The sequence below is a fragment of the Halocynthiibacter sp. C4 genome (assembly GCF_028823805.1).
Classification (GTDB): Bacteria; Pseudomonadota; Alphaproteobacteria; order Rhodobacterales; family Rhodobacteraceae; genus Falsihalocynthiibacter; species Falsihalocynthiibacter halioticoli.
The window spans coordinates 12126-37035 of sequence record NZ_JAPEIE010000006.1 but is presented as its reverse complement, the minus strand read 5'-3'; the positions used below and the strand labels follow the sequence as shown (position 1 = coordinate 37035).

Annotated in this window: 7 protein-coding genes; all 7 read right to left on the bottom strand. The window is 55.4% G+C overall.

The window, feature by feature from the left end; translation table 11 throughout:
* Positions 1-2: 2 nt before the first annotated feature.
* The 7 genes from OU789_RS16350 to OU789_RS16320 all read right to left on the bottom strand — a co-directional run bounded on the left by OU789_RS16350 (position 3) and on the right by OU789_RS16320 (position 24835).
* A complete protein-coding gene (locus OU789_RS16350) occupies positions 3-743 on the bottom strand; it encodes an ATP-binding cassette domain-containing protein (RefSeq protein ID WP_274656815.1) in 741 nt (246 codons plus the stop codon).
* The gene (locus OU789_RS16345; RefSeq protein ID WP_274656814.1) at positions 740-1951 is read right to left on the bottom strand and encodes an alanine racemase; all 1212 of its coding nucleotides are present in this window, start codon (positions 1949-1951) and stop codon (positions 740-742) included. The genes OU789_RS16350 and OU789_RS16345 overlap by 4 nt, the downstream gene beginning before the upstream one ends.
* Before the next feature lie 11 nt (positions 1952-1962).
* The gene (locus tag OU789_RS16340; RefSeq protein ID WP_274656813.1) at positions 1963-2904 is read right to left on the bottom strand and encodes an ABC transporter permease; all 942 of its coding nucleotides are present in this window, start codon (positions 2902-2904) and stop codon (positions 1963-1965) included.
* A gap of 75 nt (positions 2905-2979) precedes the next feature.
* Positions 2980-4032, bottom strand: a complete 1053-nt coding sequence (locus OU789_RS16335) for a substrate-binding domain-containing protein (RefSeq protein ID WP_274656811.1) — start codon at positions 4030-4032, stop codon at positions 2980-2982.
* 3 nt (positions 4033-4035) lie between these two features.
* On the bottom strand, positions 4036-5307 hold the full coding sequence (locus tag OU789_RS16330; RefSeq protein WP_274656809.1) for a M20 family metallopeptidase: 1272 nt from the start codon (positions 5305-5307) through the stop codon (positions 4036-4038).
* Positions 5307-6491, bottom strand: coding sequence for an ROK family transcriptional regulator (locus OU789_RS16325; protein ID WP_274656807.1), 1185 nt, complete (start codon positions 6489-6491; stop codon positions 5307-5309). Before OU789_RS16325 ends, OU789_RS16330 begins: the two co-directional genes overlap by 1 nt.
* A gap of 404 nt (positions 6492-6895) precedes the next feature.
* Positions 6896-24835, bottom strand: a complete 17940-nt coding sequence (locus OU789_RS16320) for a leukotoxin LktA family filamentous adhesin (RefSeq protein ID WP_274656805.1) — start codon at positions 24833-24835, stop codon at positions 6896-6898.
* Between the last annotated feature and the right edge of the window lie 75 nt (positions 24836-24910).

Here is a 24910-nt window from a genome sequence, read left to right as displayed (position 1 = left end):
CTTTAGTTCACACCTGTTATCATTGAGACGATTTCATTCTTGTCGGTTGTCGCTGTGTCGCGAATTCCGATTTGCTTGCCGCGCCGCAGGACGCAAATGCGGTCCGACAGTTTGAAGACCTGATCGAGGCTGTGGCTCACAATCAGAATGGCAAGGTTGCGCGCTTTGAGCGAGGCAACCAGCTCTTCGACTTTCGCGGTTTCGGCAACCCCGAGTGCGGCGGTTGGCTCGTCCAACAGAATGAGTTTGCTGGCCCAATGTGTGGCGCGGGCAATGGCGATCCCTTGGCGCTGGCCGCCACTCAGATCACGGATCGTCGAACTGGCCGACGGAATACGCACATCTAGATCGTCAACGAGCTCTTGAGTTTCGCGTCGCATCTTCTCTTTATCGAGAAGCCCGAATGGTTTTTTGGTCAGCTCTCGCCCCAAGAACATATTCATGAAAACCGGCTGCTCATCCGCTAGGGCCAAATCTTGGTAAACAACCTCGATACCCCGACTGCGCGCCGAACTGGCATCAGCAAACGATACCCCTTCGTTATCCAAACGGATTTCGCCCGAGGTTGGCTTGTAGACCCCCGAGATCATCTTGATCAGGGTTGATTTACCGGCGCCATTATCGCCCACAAGAGCAACAATTTCTCCCGCTTTAAGATCAAGTGAAAAGTCCTGAATAGCAACGATACCCGAGAAGGCCTTGTGGATATTCTTGAGTTCCAACACTGGTTCGTTTGTGCTCATGACTGATAGCTCCCCGGCCAAGCAACGGGGTCGCCAAAGCCATTTTCAATTGTTGTTACTGTTGGATTGCCCGTCGAGATGCCACGCACGCCCACAACCAAAGCGCGGGTAACAAAGGCTTGTCCGCGGAAGCCAAAGACCACTGTGTCGCGCGGTTTCGGGGCGGCATCGCCCTCTGTATCAATCATCGCATAGTAATCAATCGCCGAGTAATCGGGAATTTCAACATTGCGCAGGTCTTTGGCATTTGATGTTGGCGTTGAACCTACCAACGCCTTCACCTGATACTTCGGGAAAACCGGATCAATATACAGACCACCCCCGAAACAATAAGCTTTGTCGCCATAGTGATGCGAAACCTCGGACAGATAGAGAACCGCTGGCGCCTCTGGAAGGTCCTCGACCGCATGCAGTGGAGTGGTTCCGTGAAGCGCGTTGCCAGGTTCGCATTGGGTCGCGCCCGCTTCTGCGAGGGCGGCAAGCATGACAGCGGAATTTGTACCCGGCGCGTTGATCGCAATATCTTTGCGTCCGATCGCAGCGAGTGCTTCTGCTGCTCGGTTTAGGGTGCTGAGGTTATGAGTCGGAATGACCTTGCGGCTTTCCTGATCAAACAAAAGCGCAGGAAAAGTTGTAATGCCGGCAAACTCTCCGCCTTCAAGCGTATCCAACCGATCAGCGACAGCGACGATATCTTGGGCGTCAAAGCCGCCTTCGTGCCCGCGATAGAATGTATCACCCTCAGTCTGGATCCGCGCCAGAAGTTTTTGGACGCGACCTGCCTTGGCGCTGGCGTCGGCGGCTTCTTTTGCTTTGGCATCTGAAAATACGGTCCAAAAATCGGGCTGCAGTTTCGCAGCGGCGAATTCGGCTTCGCCTGACGGGACCTGTACAAGATGGCCAAGATGTCCGGTTTTTAATCCAGCGCGATCACACGCCGTTGCACAGGCCATGTCGACAGCAACCGAACGGTCGATGCCGCCTTTCATGACAGCCTCACAAAAACCGGAATGCCGTCCAACCTGTTTGGTCATGGCAAAGGTTGTGAGCCCGTGTTTGCGCGCTTCGGCCTGAAACACCCGTGCGTTTTCCTCGACAGTATCAAGGTCCAAAACATAGGCATTCGATGGAAGCTTGCCTTGCTGGTGGAGCGCCATGGCGGCTTCGATGAATTGCGGGTTCCGCCGCATCAAAAGATCAAGAAACATGTGAAATCTCCTTATCGGCTAGTGTCACGCAGCGACACGGCCACCGCGACAAGAATAATGAGGCCACGAACGATCATCTGATCCGAAACCTTGAGCCCCATAAGAATAAGGCCGTTGTTGAGCATCCCCATCAGGAGCGATCCGAGCAACGCGCCAATGATGGAGCCTTTGCCGCCATTCAGCGCCGTTCCGCCAACGATGACCGCCGCAATGACAATCATGAGGTCGCTTTCGCCCAAAGTATATTTCGCGGCTTGAAGACGTCCGGCATAGAGCAGTCCTGCAAGGCCAGCCATACCGCCACAAAGCATCAGCACATATAGGCGCACGCGCGGAACCTTGATCCCAGAAACCTGCGCTGCGCGAGGATTGTCCCCAACAGCAAGCACATGCGCGCCGAATTTCGTGTTGCGATAGACGATGTGTCCAATGGTCACCGCCAAGATCGTCCAGATCACAAGAGACGGTATCGAAAACAGCTTACCAGACCCGAAAATTCCGGTGAATGTATCGTTCAGGACCGGGATCGAGCGCAGATCAGTCATAGAGCGCGCGATTCCTGCGAAAAGCCCCATTGTCGCCAACGTGACAAGAAACGAAGGCAAACCCAGATAGGCAACAAGAACGCCGTTGAATGCCCCAATTGCCACCCCGATACCGATACCGGCCATAACGCCGACGATTAATGGATAGTCTTGTAAAACAACTGCTGCGGCCAGTGCTGACACCGCGACGATGGAGCCGAAGCTCAGGTCGATTTCACCAGCGGAGAGCGCAAACACGAGGCCGATCGCCATGATCGTTGCGGGCGCTGTTTGCAAAACAATATTGGTCAGGTTGCGGGAGGTCAGAAATCCGTCGTCCCGAAGAGTGACTGCAAAGAATAGGAAAATCCCAAGAAAGCCGAGATAAATCACGCTTTTCTGCAAGTCGAGTGTCTTAAGTTTGGTCATGGCTTGCGTCATTGCAATTACCCTTTGCGTAAGTTTCAAACGGGCCGCCGTGGCAGCCCGCTCAGGGAGGTAAAGTTAATTGCTTGTCAGGCTTTTAGGCGCGTCGATACGCAGGGATGTGTTCCAGCCTTCCGCAACGTTGTCCGCCGTAACGGTGATCGCAGGTGCGACAACAAACGGAGGTACATCTTCGCCGAGGAGATCGAGCACCGCAGAAGCGGCCATTGCGCGACCCAGCTCATAAGCCTCGTCCGCAACGATTGCAGCAACGTTTCCGCCACGCACCATATCAAGCGCCACAGGCTCCGACAGATCGAGCGTTACGATCTTTGTGGTGTCATTCCCGTTGGCACGCAGCGCAGCCAGAACACCTTCAGCAGGGCCAGCCCACGTTACATAGATGCCACCAATATCAGGGTTCTTCAGAAGCATTGCGTTGGCGATCTCTTCGGCGCGGGCCGGATCACTGATGCCCTGCTCTGCTACGATCGAGATGTTCGGATAATCGTTTTCGATTGTTGTTTTAAAGGCGTTGTCACGTTGATTGGTCACGTAATACGCGGCATCGTGATAGATCCAGCCGACTGTTCCGCTGCCGCCCATTGCTTCTGCCAAAGCATCGGCAGCTTGTTTCCCCATTTGGAACAGGTCATCGGTAACAATGGCAGCATAATCCGCAGGATGCTCATAGCCCGCTGGAAGGTTCGACAGGAATGAAAGCGCCACACCAGCTTCTTTCGCTTCTTCGAATGCCGCTGCGGATGTAACCGGATCCAGTGGCAGTGCGAGAATGATGTTAGGCTCTTTGGTCAGAGCGGTTTCGATATCGCTGCGTTGCTTCGCCGCGTCAAATCCCGCGCTGGTTACAGCAACAACTTCGATGCCGAGGCGTTCAAACTCGTCGCTTGCGCCTGCTGTCACAGCATTCACAAAGTCGGATTGGTCGTGCCACAAGAGAGCAGCTGTATAGCTTGCGTCTTGAACCGCCGAAACGTGATCGTCACCTACAACAACCTCTGTTGAAGGCGTTGCCGTTTCGCCATTTGGCCCCACGGTTTCTGCAAGGCTTGGGAAAGCAACAACGCTTAGCAGCGCCGCAGCCGCAATCTGGCTTGGAAAATGTTTCATGATTTACTCCTCTGTTGGTGTTTTTTCTTTGGGCTTCACACCGCAGTACCGCGCGATAAACAGCGCAAACGAACGTACAGCAGCGAGGTAGTCTTCAATGTCGATCCGCTCTTCGAAGGTGTGCGCCACCGCGATATCACCTGGTGCGAAATAGACTGTGGGGCATCCCACTTGATCGGTCAGAAACGGCATTTCGCTCCAGAACGGCGCACCCGCGAAAGCCCCGCAATCCGGTCGAAAAGCTTGGACACAATCTTGAAGCAGCAGTGCGGCTTCCGTGTCGCGGGAAATTTCAACCGGAGAGCCACCGTTCGGGTGATCCCGTCCAGCCGGATAGCTCACATCAACGCTTATGCCCTCTGGTAGATCTTGCAGCTTGAGCGCAGATTCAAAGCTCGCAACGGCGTCATCCAGTTGTTCCCCTGGTCGCAGCTTACGGATAAGAGAGAATTTGCTTTCCCCAGGAACCGCAATAAATCCGCCAGCTTCAAGATGCGTAATGAGCAAAGAAGATGGCCCAAGCAATTCGTGCGTCGGCCCCTCTGCCAACTCTGCTTCATGTGCCCACAAACGCGCGATCAGCTCATGGGTGGCTTTGAGCGCATCAACGCCAATTTCGGGCGTGCCAAAGTAAGCGGTCTTTCCCGTAACTGTAACGTCAGCAATGAAAAACCCGATTTGCGCCGTGAATACATCAAGGTTTGAAGGCTCGACATAAACGGCGAAATCCGGCTTTGCGATCTCTCCGGTGCCGATCCGCTTCACAAGGTCTTTTGCACCAGCGCTGACACCTGTCCCCGGCTCGCCGCTTTCTTCATCGCCGATGAATGCAAATGTCAGACGGTTTTCTGGCTCAAAACCGGCGGATTGCAACAACCGTAGCCCCGCAATCGCAGCGCAAATCCCGCCCTTCAAATCGCTCGCGCCGCGGCCCCATATTTCGCCGTTTTGCTCGACACCTGCGAAAGGATTGCTTCTTGGGTCATCGCCCCAAAAGTCTTCCCATCCACGGACGTGTACTGTGTCTGTATGCCCGACGATCATCAGGTTTTTCTCGGATGCTTCCGGTGTTGCCGCCCAGACATTCAGGCGGTCTTCCAGAAACTCGCCGGTATCAGTTGAGAGGCCGAGCGCTTTGAGTTCGGAAGCCAGAAATTCTGCAAATCGAGACTCTTGCCCTGTGATGCTGTTGATCGACAGCGCCGATTTCAAAAGATCGATGTCTTGCGTTCTGTCTTGCGCTTGCTTTAGCGCTTGTTCCAGATTTTTGGCCATTATGATGCGCCCGCCTTAAAGGATGCGATATCTGGCGGGGGTACGGAAATTTCCGCGCCCTTCTGCCCTTCGGCAAATAGTGATGTGTGCAGATGCGATAACGCGACAGACGCTCCACCCGCCAATGCCGCATGGTCATTGAGTTGGGACTTCTTGATCGCAACGGACTTTGGACAGCACAGAACCATATAGCGCTGTACCCGTGCCAGAAGCTCTTCTCTAACGCCAATCGACCCGCCAAGAATGATCGAAGACGGATCAACAACAGCAACCAAGGCCGCGGCCCCTCGCGCAATTTGTTTTGCAACTTCATCCAGTGTTTGCGCAGCAGCAGCGTCGCCTGCCCCCGCCGCATCGAAGACACCGGGAACATCAGTTTTCTTGCCAGAGAGGGAGTGGTAAAGCTCAACAATAGCATTGGTTGCCGCGACGCGCTCCAACGCACCAACACTCAGGCTTTCTTCGTCAAAGGGATCTGCACCAAAAGGCAGGAATCCGATTTCACCCGCCCCGCCGGTGCTGCCGCGCAGCAAGTTGCCGCCCACGACAAGACCCGCGCCAATACCCGTGCCCACAGAGATAAAGACCAAGTTATCGTCCGTTTCGGAATTGGCGAGCCAATGCTCTCCTAGCGCGGCAAGGTTCACGTCATTCTCGACAAAAACCTCAACGCCCAAGCGCTCCTCTATCGATCCGGCAAGATCAATCTGGTCGATGCCCTTGATGTTCGGCGCGAGCAAAATGCCGCCGGTCTTTTCGTCTGGAACACCAGGAACGCCGATGACCGCAATCCGCAATTTTCCAAAAGAGCTATCTGGCTCTTCGGCGCTGGATTGGATCATCCGCACGATTTGATCAACAACGTGAATACCGCCGCTCTCGTGCGTTGACTCTACACGTTCGACTAGTACTTTTCCCGTCAAATCACAGAGCGCAACCCGCACCTTTGTGCCGCCCAAATCAACGCTCGCGACCGTCGCAGCAGAGGGTGCGATTTCATAAACAACAGCGCGCCGACCAATATTACCTTCGGTTTGACCGACAACCTGCACCCACCCGTCGTTTTCCAGAGCGGCGACGATTTCAGACACGGTTTGCTTGGAAAGCCCTGTTTGCTTCGCGACGCTTGCACGGGAAATTGGGCCATAGCTGGCGATCGCCTGAATAACGGCGCTCTGAGACATTCGCCTTGAGATTTTTGACTGAGGTCCCACTGTAATTCCTTTAGTTCGGTAACTGGACGAACTAAAGGAGATTGCACGGATTCTGTCAAGCCGCTGCGTGAGATTTCTAAGGAAATTTCCATGTTAAGCCTGCGTTTCGCAGTAAGATCACGGACGTTTCAAGATTCTTAATCTATGGATACTCTGTTGTTTTTGCTCAGAATAACTGTGTGCCGACAGCAAAACCTTGGTCAAAATAGCCGCCTAGATAATTTCTCGGATATCTGGTGCTCAATGACCCTGCCACGCAAGTTTACCGACCCGATTTAGCCGAAGCGCGCCCAAATACACCCAAAAAAAGACCCCGCAAAAGCGGGGCCTTTCTTTATCCCGACGACACTCACGACATCAGGATTTGCGGCCTGTCAGGCGCAGTTTTCGCCCTCAGTCAGGCTGGCGCAATCGTTGTCGTTCTCTACTTCGGTCATAAACTGCGGCAGGATAACTTTTTCTGCGGCTTCTTGTTGATCTGCGAGAAGATTCATCAGCGCATTGTTGATCACACCCGCGTCAGCGCCGTGGAAGATAAACGCATAGCTCAGGATATCTGTCTCCACGCCAACACCATAAGCAAAGCCCTGACCACCATTAAGGTCCACGCCGCCAAGGCGACGGTTCAGGATCAGAACAGAACCACCAGAGCCGTCAATGTCATCACTCGGATCGATGGTCACGAGGCCAATCTCGTTCTGCATCGAGAAGACCATACGGCCACCGTTCAGCGCCAAAGCCTGAACATCGGCTTCGGTCGAAAGTTCGGTGTATTCACGCGTTGCGAGCAAATCGAAGCTCCGCTGACGGAACCATACATTCCCGCCAATAACGATATCCTCGCCAATGAAGCTTTCACCTGCGTGGGTCACCTGCCCCGATCCAATCCGGCCATGGGTCAGGATCAACTCACCTTGCGAAAGGGTCCGCCCCTGAAGGCGCGTCCGAACGTCGGCGAAGTAGTCCGTAATGAACAGGTTCGGGCCATCGCCGATGGAGCGCACATCTACATTCTCTGCAATACCGCCGCGATCATCATTGATGACAAGCAACATGCTGTCGGACGGACGCGCATCATTCAGGTGAACGTCGATGTTATCCGCATGAAGCCCAATGCTTCCTTTGCCGTTTATGAACCCACCATAGAGCTTGCTGCCAACACCGCGCGCCGTCATTTCAATTGCCTCGGGCGCTTTGACGTCGCGCTTGCCGTAGTATTCCGGGTTCACGAGCTGCAGCGCATCTTCATCCGCAAGATCGACAGAGGAGCCGCCAATCACGGTAACGCGCAATTCACCAAGGGCCTCAAGATCCATAGAACCAGCTGCTCCGAGGACCCCGAACTCCACAGAACCGTTCGGCGCGTTTAGCTCAAGATTGCCTTGGTCAGAGAGGGCATAGGCCACCCGCAGATCGCCAGCGGTTTCCGTATAAAAGAGATCGTCCTGAGCAACGAGATGGAGGGTTACTCCGTCTTTTGTATCACCTTGGAATGAGCCCACAGTTTCGCCCGTCAGAGCGCCGCCGAAGGCAAACAACCGCACATCTCCGCCTTGCAACACAGCTCCATCAGAGACCAAATTCCCCGCGCTTGAGGAGATAACAATTTCCTCGCTGCTCACAGAGTTCAGCGTACCGATCACTGTGCGTCCGCCAGTGAAAATATCGATCAACCCATCCTGTGTTTCCGCATTAGAGAGGATAAGCCCGTCTGCTTCTTGGATATGAAGCGCGCCAGCTTGTGTTACCACATCAAGCTCAGCAAGGTGTGTCGCCAACCCATCCGGCCCGATGGCATCAATCCGTCCAGCACGAAGCATTGTGCGCGAGTTCACCGTATTGGCCACAAGCTGCGTTGCGGTCTGGCCGCTCGCCACAGAGAGCATTCCTTCAACCGATAGATCAAGCGCGAGCCCTGTGGAGGTTGTTGTAAGTTGAGCCAGTTCCATATCGCCGCCAACAGCCGCGCGGAGCGGACCTGTGCCGGAGTCCACTTTGGTTCCTGCTTGCTGGATAAAGTCGCCAACTGTCAGGATGTCGATTGCGCCGCCCTCTGAAAGGATGTCTGCCATTGTACGGAGGCTTGTGCCCGCGATATCAATAGAGCCGCCCTTCGAGAGAATTTCAGCCATAGTAAGAAGCTGTGTTCCTGAGACTTCAATCGAGCCGCCTTCAGTTGCAATGCCGTTTCCAGCAAGCAGGGTCAGCGCGGAATTGTCACTCAGAAGGCGAATGGAACCTGCGCCACCAGCGATGACTTCCTCGATTTCGGTGTCCCGATCCCGCAAGGAAATCGCAATGTCGCCCGCAGTGGCGTTTGCAAACAAGCGGCCTGTTGTGAGGTCCATCATCGAAGCCATGCCAATGCCATCCGCCGCATCAGGTCCAACCGCGCGAAGTTCGACGCGCTCTGCAACGATACGACCATCCGCAATGCCCTGCCCCAGCAGAATGACATCGGATGCGTTTGTAATTGTACCAACCGAGATCGTTCCGCCAGCGATTACATCAGTGACGGCGTCCGCGTGGGTCTGAACCACGGTTTCGATCCGCAAATCATCCAGATCGTTGACAAACAGAGACGTTGGATCGCTGCCATCAGTCATGAATGTCAGACCCGCCAGAACAGTCTCAAGACGCTTGCTCAAGCTGCCCACGCCACCGCCGGATTGAATGATCAGCGTGCCGCCCGCAATGTCGGTGCCCGAAGACGCGCTAAGGTCGAGGCCTTTTGGCGCGATGAGCGTGAGGGTCGCACCAGAACCGAAGGCGAGTGTATTATTGCTCAAGAATGCGAACTCGCCTGTGGTTTCGATGCGGCCACCGCCCGCAATAACCGCTTTCTTCAGGCGAAGGTCGCTTGCAGCAGTTACATATGCGTCGCCAGATGTTGTTTCGAGGTCGAGCGCACCGTCAACATTGTCGGTGATCTCAATCACAAGCGGTTCGGCGTCAATTCCGATCGACGCGCCATCAAGAACAAGGTCCGCCGCACGAACCCGCACTGCGCCTGTGGCAACGTCATCTGTGATCGCTCCAACTGCGGAGATTACGGCCTTACCGCCGGCAAAGACCTCTGCGAGCAGCATATCATCAATTGCGTGGATGAACACATCGTGCCCCGCCCGCGCAATAAGGTTGCCCCCAGCATGGATATCAAAGGTTAGAGGATTGCCCGCCTCGCCAATTGATGCGTTGTTCCCTGCTTCCACGATAATCGCAGAACCGGTCACCGCTGCAACGCCATCACGATTATCGGTCATTGCGCCGTCGATCTTGAGGCGAATGTTTTCCGGCGTTGTTAGATTGGCAAGCGTTGCCGCCGTTTCCGCACTCAAGAACAGATCGCCAGCAGCGGACTCAACCCGAAGGTTCCCGAGCGAATGGCCATTGGTGTCAACGGCCGTAAAGGCAAAGTTAACATCCTCTGCGCGGCGCACGGTGATTGTGTTGTTCACATCATCAATGATGACATCCGCGCGCTCTGCTGTTGCCAGTGCTTCGAGATCATCGGCGCGGTTTCCGCCCAGAACATATTCCGGAAGCAATTCGCCAACCTCGGTTGCCGCATAAAGATTGATGTCTCCTGCAGCGATGACGTTCGGATCTTCTATACGAATGTTCGTGTCGCCTGTACCGCGGATCAGACCGGCGCGGATCCATTCGGTCAGCTCCTTATTGGTCCACTCCACACCATCAAGATAATCAGCGCGCTCCGCAAGCGATACGTCATACTCGTAACTCGCATCATAGACCGCCTCACCGTTCCATGCTGTGTAAAGCGCCTCGCGTTCGGCGATATATGCATCAAGTTGCGCTTGGCTCCAGCCGCCATCCAAAAGCGATTGGCCGGTAGCAGGATCAAGTTCAAAGGTCTGCGCTGCGCCGCCGTCAGCATTTCGCGCGCGCCAGTACGCCTCATAGCTGCGTTTGCGCTCGGCTTTGAGGGCAGCGATCTGTTCGTCGATCCGCACATCAAGCCCCGCACCATTCAGGCCAAGATCGGTTGTCCAAAGCTCGCCCAACTCATCCTCGGTGCGTACATCCCGCACTTGAACGTCATTCCGATCAAGGATTGCGCCGCCAAGTGACGTCAGCGTTACGCTGCCGGTTTGGCTCTCAACTGTGTTGAGGTGGAGATTGCCCGTTTCTTCGGTGATGTTTACATTGTTGCGGGCCTTGACGATCAAGCTGCCGCCGTCCTCATGAATCTTCAGCGCTTCCGTATCCGTTCCGATACCACCGTCTGTCGAGAGCAGCGAAATCGAGGAACCGGTCACTTTTGAAGTCGAAGCCGCTCCAAAGATGCTGCCTTCCGCTTGCAGGGCAACCTGCCCGCTTTCGCCTGTCCCGGTTTGGATTGTGCGTCGCGTGGTTCGGACTTCGTCGATGATCATGTCACCGCCGAGTTCACGGATATCGATGCTGTCACGCGCAATGGCGGTCAGCGCAGTGCCGTCATGTTGATCAACCCGGAAAGCCGTAGACATGCCGCCAATGCGTCCGCCATATCCATAAAGTTGAAGCTCACCAACATTAAAGCCAACAGAGGAATCCGACGACAGGATAGAACCGTTGTTCGAGGTTACCGAAGTATTGCCAACCGAGTTGCTCACATTGCCGGTAAAGATCACATCTCCGCCGCTAATCACATTCATGCCGCCCGTATCGCCGCCATCAAATGTAATTTTGACGCCATAGTCCGCTTTTAGACGGTGCGTATAAAGATGGGTCGCGGTTTGGGTTGTGGTCCATGTTGTGACCACATCGCCAATGCCTAGGAAGCGTTTGTCATCGACGGATTCATCGCTGTCTTCATAAGAGTTGCTCACGCGGCGTCCGGAGAAGTGATACGCGTAGTCCGAGCCACCAAGCGAGTCCGCAAGATACATACCGTTCAAGCCGTTTTGAACATCCGCGGGCTCTGGAGTCGCCTGAATTGGCTCCTTCTCGCTCTCTACGCCCTTTCCAAAACCGGCCCAGAAGAAGAACTGCGTCTGGGTCTTATTGGTTTTCTGCGTAACGGTTTCGGCGCGATTGATCACAAGGTCTCTGTCCTCGCGGGTCTGATACATGCCCGAGCGCCCGTTAGCCGACGTCGTGGAAGAATCCGTGACGTTATTGGTCGGGTTGTGCCGCACCAGATCAATTTTCCCATCTTCGTTGAAATCGAAGTTTTCAACGTCGTAGGTCAGGTTGTTCAGCTCTCGGAATTCGGTGCCGATCCGACGGAATTCGGTAATCAGGAATTCATCCGGACGGATTTCGCGCCCTGTATCGGTAATCCGAACAACGCCCTCAACGCCCTGCCCCAGTTCGCCAAGCTCACCAAGGTCGATGCGGCCAAGCTCCAGCGCATATTTCGAACCGCTATTCACGTTGACCGTTCCAAACCCGTCAAGCGAACGGATTTCGCCGCCACCTGTCGAGAAGACTTCACCAACAAGCTCTACGCGTCCACCTTGAACAACCATCGGAGACACAACGATCTTGCCGGTAACATTACCGTCGGCGTCGACGCCATTTTCCTCAAACTTAATGATTACATCGCTGGTGATATGTTCGTTGCGCACAACATTGTTGTTCACAGGCTCAGCAGGGTTATGCAGAAGAACCGGTCCGCTGATGCCATCTTTGAGCAACTGGTCGAGGTAGGTATCAATGTCAGCGGCGATTGTTACATCATAGCTACCCGTGCCCGCTTGGATCAGACCATTGATGTTAAGCTTATCCGCCGAAATATAAACGTTCCGGCCCGCTTGAATGATACCTTTGCGCGGCGCGATGCTGAATTCGGAAACCGAACCAATGACTAAAGGGTTACCCATGAAATCAAACGACAGGTTGCCACCAGAATAGCCCGTCACAGTCAGACCAGCCAACACAGTCTTGCGCGCCTTGCCTTCGTGCGTTTCAAAGAACGACTCGTAGATTTCGCGCGGGTCGCCTTCGATTTCGGTAAAGCCCGCTTTGTAGCCCTGAACAAAATCGCGGCCAGCGCTAAGCTCGATCGTTTTTGCAGAAATGTCGCCGCGTACGTCCAAATCTGCGGTCGGGCCATTCGCTGTGAAATGTGCCACGCCATCAGCATTATAGATGTCACCACCCACAATAAGCCCGCCGCCGCCATAGGTGACAGCTTCGATCCGTGGCTCGCCCGCATCATCACCCGAGATCATGGTATAGTTTGTGATACCCGGACGGTTCGGATCGGAAAGCGCATTGATATCCTGAGGCGTTTGAACGTTGACGTCATTAAAGATAATGCGGCCGCCCTCGTTCTCGGGGATGATCATATTCGCCGTATTAAGATATGTGTTCTCGCCCCAGATATGCACCTTGATTTCAGCATTACCTGGTGCGTCGAGCGTACCTGTATTGGTGCCGTGCACGTAATCTGCGCGGATAACGATGTTACCTTCAGAGGCAATGATATCTTCGAGGTCCACAAATGTTGCGGTTCCCGCGGCCCCTGCTGCGCGCGCCTGTAGCTGGGCTTTCTCTGCTTCCCATGCAAGCACAGCGGCTGCGTCTTGATTCAGAATTGGGTCATTAATCAGATCTGTAAGAAGGTCGATGCGCTCCTGAAGTTCTGACGCGATAAGAACATTCTTGCGGATGGAATACGCGATGCCTTCGACCATCTCGTCTGTATACGGATTGCCATTTGCATCATCGACCGAGCCGTTATCCAATTCATTTAGCGCATTCAGGATCAGAATCTGCTTGTTGCGCGAACCTGCACGCACATAGCCGTTTACCAGAATGCCATCATTGGAGATGTTCTTCGACGTTCCGCTCTCAATATCAAGGCTGACCGGCTCGCCGCCGAAAGCTTCGCTAAATGCAGAACCAAGCGCGGCCAACGCCTCGCGATAGAGGTCTTTGCCGCGCCCGTAACCAACGATATCGCGGCTCCCCTCTTCGGCAAGAAGATAAACGTCCTTCACCGCAAAAATTTCGGAACCCTGCTGAATATCAACGATAGAGTTCGTGTTGGCTTCTGCGTCTGCGGCTGGGTCTGTTGGGATCGGGATCGCGGTTTTGTTGAACACACGGGTTTCCGCACGGACACTAACGTCTTGGGCTTCACGAGCGCCGAAACCTGCTTGTGCTTTCACATTGCGCAGCGATTCAATGCGCGCGCCATTGCCAAAGATGACGCGGTTGTCGGAATTAAAGATTGCTTCGGTGCTGCCTGTTGCGGCACCGGCAAGGCCATAGGATTTGGCATCCACCTCTGCCTTAATCGTCGCGTCACCACCGGAATAGAACGTCACATCATCAATGGCAAAGATGTCTGCCGCGCCAATCGTGACCTTCGCGGTATTGGTGTTGATCCGAATTTCGCTCTCGCCGATCGGAATCGCAATCGCCCCGCCTGCATCCAGTTTAAGACGATCGACGATGGCCATGTTTGTATATGTGCCCATCTCGAACGTCTGGTTCGCGCCCGTGATGCCATATTGCGTCAGCTTCGCACCGTTATCGACATAGAGATCGGTTGTTGCGTCAACCCCAACGCGGCTAACCATCGCGGCCACGTCAATTGCGCCGCCGGAACCCGACTTGATATTCCAATCATCTTCAGGACGGTTCACCGTGTTTTTGGCTGTAATATCGATGTTCTTGGCAAGAATGTTTGCATTGCCACCAATGCGCGTCACAACGGCCGTTGCGACGTTTGTACGGCTATCTGAACCCGAAGCACCAATCGCAGCGGCACTCATGGTATCAACCTTGCTGCCAAGCGCAGCCGTTTGGCCTGTCGAAATGGTGACGGTATCGGCGGCAACATTGAATGTTCCGCTGTTCCCAAGATTGGTTACCGTTGCTGTGTTTGTGGTGACGCGCGTTTCCGCACCAGAGCCAGAGACCACACCGCCCGAACCGGAATCCGCCTTGGAATATGCACTTGGCGCGTTGCCTGTATTGATGACAAGGCTCTCCGCCGCAATCGTTGCATCGTTCACAGAGGCCGTAACGGTGGCCACACGATCCGCCGCATCAAGCGAGGAAGCCGTGTTTTGCCCTGACCGCGCAATGGTTACGCCAATGGCCGCCAAACCGCCTGCACGTCCTGTTGTTTCTGCGCGTGTCGAAACGGCCGTTGCATCGGTTTCAAAGGTCAGTAGGCCATCGCTTTGGAACGAACCGGAATAAGCAGCATTGACCTTATAGTTCGCGTAAGCCTCTGATTCCGCGCCATTACCTGCAAGAAGGCCGCCCGACGTCGAAGCCGAGATCGCCTTGGCGTGATCATATGCGCCTTTATAGATCTTGCTTTTCAACGTGATCGTGCGCGCATCTAGATTGGCATTTACGGCGGTTGTGACTGTGCTGAACAGGTTCGCGCGGGCCACTGCTGCGCCGATGGCAACTGCGCCAACCGCGATACCCCGAGCTTCGGCATAGGCCGTAGCAGCATTTAGGTTTTCAAATGTGATCGTGCGCGCATCCACATCAAGCGCATGAGTGGTCAACACGCTGTCGCTACCGGCATCCGCAGTGATAACAACTGCGTTCACGCCTGCCGCGATGCCTCCCGAACTCCCCTCACCTGTGGCCTCGGCCCGTGATGTATCATCCGTTTTGAGCGTCACCGTTTCGGCCAGAATACGCGAGGTCGCGCCGCCGTTTCGGCCGATGTTGATGATAGAACTGCCAAAGTTTTTGGCATGAGACACAGCAACACCAACACCACCAGCAACCCCCAAAGAGAGGTTGAACGTATCGGTCAGCACGGTTCCGCTACGCGTCGCGCTCAGTGCAACTTTCTCGGCACGGGTGAGAAGATGACCCTCAAGGGCTGTACCCGCACCAAGATCAATCTTGGAACTGCCGCTCAATTTCGCATAGGACACCCCGACACCGGCGCTAAAGCCGCCAGAAGCTGCCACAGTAACCGCATTTGACTCGATCAGATTGCGGCCAGCGATGTTTTCGTTTGCGGCACTCAACGCAATATTGCCATCCGCCAGCAGACGCGCGCCAGAGCCCATCGTGATGCTCGAACCTGTTCCGATGTTGCTTACCGCCGTGCCGCTGATCGCGCCACCAGCGAGGCTTACCGCTGCACCACCTGCGGTCTGTTTAACCGCCGTGCGGCTTGTGGCGTTAATGGTCGCATTCCCGCGCGAAGTCAGGATCGCATCCGATCCGATCTCAACCTTCACAACATCCGCTCCGGGCGCTGCAAGAAGGTCTATCGACTGACGCGACGCGGTAACTTCAGAGGCCGTACCGGACGCACCTGCATATGTCATCAGTGAGCCCGCAGAACTCTTCTTGTCTTCGTCGCTTAGTTCCCGCTCTGTGCTTTCACGCGTGTCATCATCAACGTCGCGGGTCGTTTCGCCTGACTGATCCGCATCCAACTCTTGTTGGGCTTGCGCAAGCAAGGTTGCGGTATTGCCATCGTCGCCTTCAGAAGCGCCACCCATATCAATCGCGGAAATCGCCGCCGCAAGGCTCAGGAAGCCCGCGCCAACGGCCAAGACTCCTGTCTCAACATCGCGCTCTGAAAGGGCTTCGATTGTTAGGCCGTCGCTTGCTCCAGAAGGGTTGGCCACCGGATTTGAGCCCACATAAGCGTTGATTTTTGCACCAGAGCCAATCGCAACCTTGGTTGTGCCTTCAAAGCTCACGTAATCAATAGACGCACCGATCCCGACGCCGCCCAAACCGACCGATCCGGTCAGGCTGTCAATATCCGCTTCATCCTTCGCCCGCAGCAGGAGCGATCCACCCGCATCCATTCGCGTCCCTGCGCCAAGGTTAACTTCGGTCGTGGCTTCAATAAGCGAAATATTTGCCGCAAGCGCCAATGCGCCGCCACCAACTGCGCCGGAAACCGCATTCGCATCGGTTTTCAAAACGGTCAGGGCTTCGGTTTCAATATCGTCACCAGCTTCGATTGTACCTTCAAAATAGGCGCGGCTTTTGCCGATTGTGACCTTCGAAGTGCTGTCAAACAACGTGACCTGAACGCCACCCGCGCCACCAATCGCGCCACCACCTGCAGCACCAGTCAGGCCATAGCTGTCACTGTCAACTTTCGAGGTAATGAGCACATCATCGCCAGCCAAAACCCCTGTTCCGTCGAGCGTAACAAGTGCTTCAGAGGCAATCCGGTTTACGCCAGCATTCGCCGACACACCAACGAATCCACCCGCAAGGCCAAGCGTCACAGTTTCGATCTTGGTCTTGGCCAAGGCATCAATATCCACGGTTTTGCGCGCGCCGATGAACGCCTCCCCGATATCCACTTCGGCCAGATTGGTCACAAGCGTATTGCCCGAACCCGCACCAACACCCGCAGAACCGCCAACCGCAATATTCGCCGTTACGGCAAGTGCCGAGTTGTCGGTTTTCGCTTCAATAACAGTATCTTGATTACTATTAGCGACCTTGGTGCCGATCTTGTCCTCAAGGGTATCATCAAGCAGCGATGGATCGTTGATCCGCGCGCTCATCCCGATACCTTTGTTTGCGGAAATCTGAACGCGAGCCTTATCTTTGATGAGGTTCATCGCAAACAACGCCGCAACACCGGCAACACCACCAACCGCGCCGTTGGCCGCAACCATATTGATCGTGCTATTGCCCCGCGCTTTGATCGCCACACCGCGATGGGTATCTGTTCCATCGGAAATCGTGCTGTTGCCAAGGCCAGTAAGAACAGTGTTGCCCTCAACCGCCGTGCGCACATCATTTGCAAGCGTGTTTACCGTTACAGACGCCCCGATGCCCGCTGTTCCGCCGCCCGCAAAGTTCACCGAGATTCCGGGAGTTTCATCCGTACCGCCCAAGAGCGAGATGTTGTTCGTACCCTCGGCCAGCACAAGGATAGAACCCCGCGTACCGATATAGCTGCCGCCGTCTGGAACATAGTCGTCTGGTGCTTCACCTGTTGGATAGTCATCGTTAGGCACCACATCCGTATCGCGGACCAGCGCCTCAACGAGGTTTTCAGCAGAGTTGCCAACGCCCGAACCTGTGAGTGCTACGCCGCCACTGCCGGAGCCAGAGATAGCATTGCCTGACATGCTGCCGTTGGATTTGGCCGTGATGCTGACGTTGCCATGCGCGAAAGTCTCGGACATATCATAGTCCGCGCGCACGGTTTGGCGCGTCACATTGGTTACAATTCCAAGGCCCACAGCCGCCGAGCCCCCGCCCGAAATTGCGCCCGCATTGCCAACAAGCGATGGCGTCGCCGTGGCCGCAAGGGTGAGGCTCTTAACATCAAAATTCGTGCTGCGCTGCGTGGCAAGAACTTCGCCATCAGCCACGTTCACTGCAAAAGATCCCGCAAACGCGCCGGTTCCCCCGCCGCCAACTGCGACCGACGCCGCGCCAAGCGACATGGTTTGATCCGCTGTAATCGTCACATCACCCGCTGTCGAAAGCGGTGTGCCAACGGGAGTTGTTGCTTCTGCTGTAACAAGGGTTACGTCTTCGACTTTTGCCTCAGCGTCGTCCGACATCACATTCACAGTGATCGCGCCGCCAAATCCAGCTGTCCCGCCAATGCCCACGGCACCCGCGAGAGAGTCAATTGTACCGCCCTGCGTTACGGTGACATCAACATTTCCGCCGTCTGTATAAAGCCCCGATTGCGTTCCGGTCAGGGCCCCCGCAATCCGTGCATCAGCCTGACGGTTCATCACGTTAACCGTGACCGACCCCGCGCCACCAACAGAACTACCGCCACCGCCAGCAACGCCCGCAGTCTCAACTGTGCCTGTCTGGGTAATGCCCACGTCGATATCTCCATCAACGTAAGTATCTTCGCCAGAAGGAAGAATGAGCTCTGCTTCTGTCTTGCCAAACATCAGGTTCACTGCAAGACCTGCGCCGATACCGGCCGAAGACACACCAATGCCAACCGCGCCAGCGAGCGAGCGCGTGGTTGTTGTTTCGGTTGTCTGAACACTCACACCAGGAAGGGTTTGATCGGCACCCGTCAGCTCAACCCGCGCGCGGACAACATCGTCAACATCAAGCTCCATCGCCAGATCATTTGAATCAAGCGAGGTTGCATTGGAGGAGGTTGCTTCCACGAGGCTCTGAAGGGCTGCATCACGTTCGTTTTCAACGGCTGTTTGGGTGTCCGCAATGGGGTCAACGGCTGGATCATCGCCCTCGACAGTCGGCATGGATGGCCCATCCACGCCCGGACGTCCGATCTGTGTATAAACCACAGAGCCAGCACCGCCCGCGCCACCAAGGCCAAGTGCGCCGGAAACCGCAAGCGCATCAATACTTGCGGTGTTGGTCGCCGCTACTTCAAGCGCCGCGCCGCTAATACTTCCGCTGGTAATAAGGTCCGCACTTACGCCGCCGTGAATGCTCGCCACGGTCAGCGCAACACCAACAGCATTTGCGCCGCCAACCGCTGCGCTACCGGAAAGAATATCAATATCGCCGGTCCGCGCTGACGCAAGTCGCGCGACGCCGGATTTTGCGTTCAGGTCAGTATCGACCGCCTGCGTTGTCGTTGTGTTGCCAATGCTGCCGATGGCGATAGAGCCCGAAAACGCATTGCCATTGCCGCCCGCAAGACCAACTGCCATGGATTCAATGGTTGAGGAATTCTCTGAACTCAGCAACAGTCCCTCACCGGTGAGGCTCCCGCCGTTGGTGATGACTTTTGTGTCATGATCGATAAAGTTGGCCGCAACCGCGCCACCCGCTGCGTTTCCACTCAGCGAGAGCGCTGCGCCGCCTGCGAGCGATTGAACAGTGCCAGAGTCATCTGCTGAAAGGGTTAGCATTCCGTCCGCTGTAATTGTGGCACCATTCGCGATTACGGATGTTTCCGCTGTCGTCACGTTTACAGTGACCGCGCCGCCGATAGATGTATTGCTGGAGGCCGAAATCCCTGCTGCCATAGAGCGGATCGTACCGCTTGCAATGGCGTTGGCGGAAATGGCGCCGCTATCGCGCGTGCTGAGGTTTGCGCCTGTCAGGTCGACTTTGGTTGTGTTGCCGAGCAGAAGGTTCAAGGTTGCCGCAACGCCCGCAGCGCCTTTGCCCGAAATGCCAATACCGCCGCCAAGCGAGGCAATCGTGCGGCCCGCATCTGCTGTGGCTTCAATGAGTTCGGCGTCTGTGATCTCGCTACGTGCAAGCGAAACAAGGTTGGTCGCAGTAATTTCATTGCCCGAAAGACCAACGCCCGCTGCCATTCCAGAGGCCGCCGCTGCGCCCGCAACTGCAATCGTAGTGATTGTTGAGGTGCTGTTACCTGTGACACGCACCGCCCCCAGATCAACACCTGCCGCCCGTTTGCTTAGGCTCACATCCTGCAAACGCGCTTCTGTTGCGGCGGTGATTACGTTCGCGGTAAGGGCCGCGCCAACAGCCGTTGATCGCCCACCCGCCAATGCGCCACCAAGCGCGAAAATCGTGTTATTTTCTTCGGCCTTAACCTCGGCGCTGTCGGCGTTCACAACAAGCTTCACGCCGTCCTCTTCACCCAGAACAAGCGCCTTGGCTCCACTCGTGATCGTGTTCACCGTCACCGACCCCGCAAGACCCGTTTTGCCAACCCCAGCCGAGACCGCAAATCCATAGATCGATTGCGTGCTATTGGCCAACACCGCAAAGGCGCCCGTATCAACAAAGCCGCTGCCGCTCACTTTGGCCATCGCGCTCCGATTCACCGCATTAACAGCAATACCAACGCCAACACCGTAACCCTGCGTTGCGTCCATATTGATGCCCACGGCACCGCCAACTGAAACAGTTGTCGAAGTATCATCCGCATCAAGCGTCAGGGCCTCAGACGTAATTTCTGCATCCAGTAGCTCCGTCGTGACCTCACCGCCCAAAGACGCAACCGCAACCGAACCCGCCAGTGCAATATCACCGCGCGAAGTCCCCGCGCCGCCTACTGCGATATTCACAACCGTGGCCTGATCGTCGCCGGTGAGGATAACGTCATCGGCAAAGACCTCTGCGCCGACAATGCGCGCACGTAGAATGCGATCTTCAACATGGACAGCAAAGGCCCCTGCGATCGCATTCGTGTCCTGCGCGCTTCCCATACCGGCCGACACCGCACCACCAACATTCACCGAAGTGGCCGTGCTCTTCGCAGTCAGGTTAAGGTCGCCCGTCAGATCAATCTTGTTGTTGGTCAGGATTTCCGCCGAAACCGTGCTACCAAGCGACAGGTTTACAACCGCCGCCCCAGAGACAGCCCAACCGGATTTCTGCTGCTGGCCTTGCTGATCTGCTGGCGTGTTGACGTTTTGCTGCGCGTTTACCTGATCCTCTTCGTCCTCGCTAAAGAGCCAGGACGGAATAATCATATCGTCTTCGGAGTCGTTGGCAGGCGGCTCTTGATTGGCCGGTGGTGTTGGCTTGCCGACAACTTTTGTTCCAGCAACCGCTACTGTAATCTCTGTGGTGGCGTTCTCGGCCAGAATATCAAGTTTGTCGGCTTTGATGACGGTCAGGCTCGCATCAGCAAGTGTTGCTGTGCGGTCCGCGGGGCCAATGCCGGCCCAAATGTTGCGGGTGTTGAAATTCACCACGCCCGAGGCCCCGACGCCGACATTTTCAGAGCCGGAAATAGCGCCCGCACTCGACCAGCTAACAGATTCATCCCGCGCTTTGATCGACACCTCTTCGGCCTTGATTTCGGCTTCTTCGCCAATCCGCGCAACAGTATCCGCGTCGGAAATCTGTACATCGATGGTGGCGTTCACCGCCACATCCGATCCCTGACCGCCAGAATAGGCAAGGCTCGCAACAAAGTTGTCGGTTATTGCGTCCACGTTCACGTTGCCTTCGGACACTATAACCTTCGCGCCGCTTTCGATCTCTGCAATCACATCAGAAACCGTGCGCGATACAAAGATACCTGCGCCAATGGCATCATTGACTTTCGCTTCGCCCGACAGCGGATTCTTCTTGGGAAGGTTCACCACATGCAGGAACAGAGACTCCTGTGAGGCCTTCACATTTGCCTCGGTCTTGAGGTTAACAGTCGCGCCGTCGCGGATCACCGATTTGGTTGTGTTCGAGGTATTGAAATACGTAACCGTAAGGCCAATCGCCTTGCCCTGCTCTGAGTCAGGCACAACCGGTTTGCTTCCATCGGAAGGCACAGGCGCCTCGCCTTTGGCCTTCGAATCCGTTGTTAGATATGTGAGCGGGTTCACCAGCTCGATAAAGCCAGCGATATCCGGCGCAACTGGGGCCTCAACCGCGGGTGGCTCGGCCTGCCCTGTTTCGGCGACGGGCTGATAATCTGTGTAATGGTCAACATATGTATCCCATTGATTTACAAGGGACTCCACAGGGTTTGTGTTTGGGAAGCGTGTGACGGAATTAACATCAAGGCTGCCTGCATTGATCGTTGCATTGCCGCCGATTTCCGCCTGTGTTTCCCCAAGCAATGACGCGATCGAGATGTTCATCATCAGCGCGTCACTATAACGGCCAAGAAGCTCATCTTCTGTTACCGGATTGGCTGGATTCTTGGCGTTGTAACGCTCGAGCATTTTCTGCACCACAAAGGTGAGCTTGCCAAAGGCCGCAGATGTTCCGCGCGTTAAGCCGCTGCCACCTTCAGAGCCGCGATCCGCAAACCGATAAGACGCGTTAACCGCTACGTTTTTGCCCGTTGCCGTGACCTCTGTTGTACCGAGCGCGAGCGGAGTGGCATCGAGATCGTCGAAATCGTGATAGGTGCCGCCGATAGTGGCATATGTGTTGTCGTCGCTAAGCTGAAGATCAACCGCAACACCAAGGCCAAAATGCGCCTTTCGGTTCGGGTCTGCTGGCTTACCAGAGGCCGCAGCCATCAGCGTTCCGGCAAGGCCTGTTGTGCTGCTGGTGGAATTTCGGTGGCTCGCAACAACCTTCTGCACATTCGCAAGGCCCATGGTCGCGGTGGTGACATGCGCAAGGTTAAAGAACAGGTTCTCTGCCTCGACGTTCACATTCCCGCCCGCCGTAACAGTCCCGCCAAGCGCGGCTTCGGTCAGTGAGTTCGAAACATCAACATTAACCGCGATGGCAAGGCGTCCTTCCATACCGGAATTCGCAACCGTCGTCATCGAAAGGTTGCGCCCCGTAAAGGCCGCCACATCAAGCGTTCCCGCGCTGTTTGTGGTGCCGCCATCAACCACAACCTGGTTCGTCAGGTTCCGCACCGAGACCACAACAGCCGCCGCACCGTTCGCAATCTTCTTGGCAGAAATATTAACGGTGTGGTTTTCCATCGCCGTCGCAACGAGGCTCATGTTGCCAGCATCTGTCAGAAGATCGCTGTCTGTTACCTTCACCTGCGATTTCGTATCCGTCACCGAAACAGCAAGCCCAAGACCATAGGCAAACGGGCTGATCGAAAGCTCGCTATCTGCATGGCTATGAATAAAGAGCGAATCTGCGTCTCTGTCCCATTCGCTGGGGAGATAGAGCTTCATCTGATAGGCGTTATCGTCGCCCAACAGCACATCAAAATACGACCCCGCTGTCATGAAACGATAGGTGTCTTCGCGCAGGCCAAGCGGCGAAAGGAAACCGTTTTCGGCATATTCCAATTCGTTGTTTTGCGCGCTTGAGTTGCGTCCGGCCCAGTTGCCGTTTGCGGTGATGTCGCTATCCGTGATCGTAACGCTCGCATCGGCTGTAAGCACCTGAACTTGCAGGGGAATAAGACCATTCAGCGTTGAAAGACCACCCTCAAGCGCGAGCGTAGCTGTGTTGCCGATGGCGGTGACCATCTCTTCAAACTGCTCTTCGGTCGAGGAGTTCTCCATCGCCTCGACTTGTGTCGCCTCAAGATCGTCATCCAGTGGATCACCAAACACATTTGACGCTTTCGCAACTGCACTGATGACAATTGAGCCCGCCTCGATTGTCGCGTCGGAAATGTTGATTTCCGCGACTTCGCTTTCCGGATTGATCGCCCAGACGATACCCGTGTTGGTATTGCGCGCAATCAGCCCCAAGAAGCCGCCGTTATCCGCCCCCGCCGAAGAGGCGAGAAGCTCGGCGTTGTTTTCGATTGTGATCGAGGGCGCTGTGATAATCAGATCACCTGCGACGCCGCCCGCAGTAGGCGCAGTATCAACAGTTGCGCCTGTCACTGTCGCGGTTTTCGATGCGCTTACGCCGAGCGAACCGCCGTTGGTGCTCAGGTCATTATCAATTGTGATATTCTTGGCAATCAGGAACGCTTCGCCAGAGCCACCGCTGCCGTTCAAGTCAAAATCACCGCCTGCGCTTGTGATATCCTCTTTGGCGCGCAGAGCAAAAAAGCCGCCCGATCCGCCCGTTGAATTGGCCACAACCGAAAAAGCAGGCTCCAATCGGGCGGACCCTTTGGTATAAAGCATGACGCTGCCCGCATCACCCGTGCCGTTGGAAACATCAATGCTGCCACTTGCGGTGATGTCGCCATCGGCGATCACCTCAACCAAGCCGCCGTGTTCGTTCGCGCCGAGTGTCGAGCCCTTCGCTGAAATCTCTGCCGTATCCCCGATTTCGACCGTGCCTTCAGACACGAGCCGGATCACGCCGTTTGCGTCGATGTTCACGCCACCCGCCGTTGGCACGCCTTGAAGATTCACCGCAGGATCAATTTGCCCTGTCGTTTCATTCGTATCGATATCAATGCGCCCATCCACGATCATCCGCGCACCAGCACGAAGATCCAGACGTTTCGCGAAAATCTCACCTTGAATGTCGATCACACCATCGGGGTTCAACGGCTCGCTACCAAGAAAAAGCTCTTGTGTTGGTGTGTAAGTGATCGGCCCGCTTCCGTTGGCCTCGTCAATAAGATCAGAGACAAAATCCGATGTCGGGGTTGTGATCGTAAGCTGCCCCGCGTTGATCACACCGGTAGAGCCAACAACAAAACCGTCAGCGTTTACAAAGTAAACATCGGTCATATTGGCAGTCCGAGCGCTCGGCGTACCAAAGTATGTGTTGACGATACCATCAACTTGCGACCCGCCGCCGCTGATAATGTTGACCAGCTTCTGGGCGTTAAGTGGCTGGTGCAGGTTGACGGTATCCGCGCCGCCTACATTAAATTCAGAGAATTGATTGAACGCTGTGCCGCTCTGCACATTGCTCGTTGTGACATCAACATTACCATTTGGGGAGGAAACACTTGTGCCCGACCCGCCAACAGCCACCACATCCGCATATGCCGGCAAAACCTGCATAAGCCCGACCGAAACGGCTCCGGCCCAACCGCCGATGCGCGAGATCAGCGATTGTTTCTTCACGCGCCCTTTGCGGGGCATGTGTTTGCGGGACTTGGTAGACTGAGCTTTTAACATAATGTCATCTCTATCAATCGCTTTGCGTTCGGGCCGAATTGAGCGTCACTCGCCCCGAACCTTTGTATGAAGGCG

Coding starts and splice junctions, on each gene's coding strand:
- OU789_RS16350 (WP_274656815.1), bottom strand. CDS start 743: ATGAGCACAAACGAACCAGTGTTGGAACTCAAGAATATCCACAAGGCC.
- OU789_RS16345 (WP_274656814.1), bottom strand. CDS start 1,951: ATGTTTCTTGATCTTTTGATGCGGCGGAACCCGCAATTCATCGAAGCC.
- OU789_RS16340 (WP_274656813.1), bottom strand. CDS start 2,904: ATGACCAAACTTAAGACACTCGACTTGCAGAAAAGCGTGATTTATCTC.
- OU789_RS16335 (WP_274656811.1), bottom strand. CDS start 4,032: ATGAAACATTTTCCAAGCCAGATTGCGGCTGCGGCGCTGCTAAGCGTT.
- OU789_RS16330 (WP_274656809.1), bottom strand. CDS start 5,307: ATGGCCAAAAATCTGGAACAAGCGCTAAAGCAAGCGCAAGACAGAACG.
- OU789_RS16325 (WP_274656807.1), bottom strand. CDS start 6,491: ATGTCTCAGAGCGCCGTTATTCAGGCGATCGCCAGCTATGGCCCAATT.
- OU789_RS16320 (WP_274656805.1), bottom strand. CDS start 24,835: ATGTTAAAAGCTCAGTCTACCAAGTCCCGCAAACACATGCCCCGCAAA.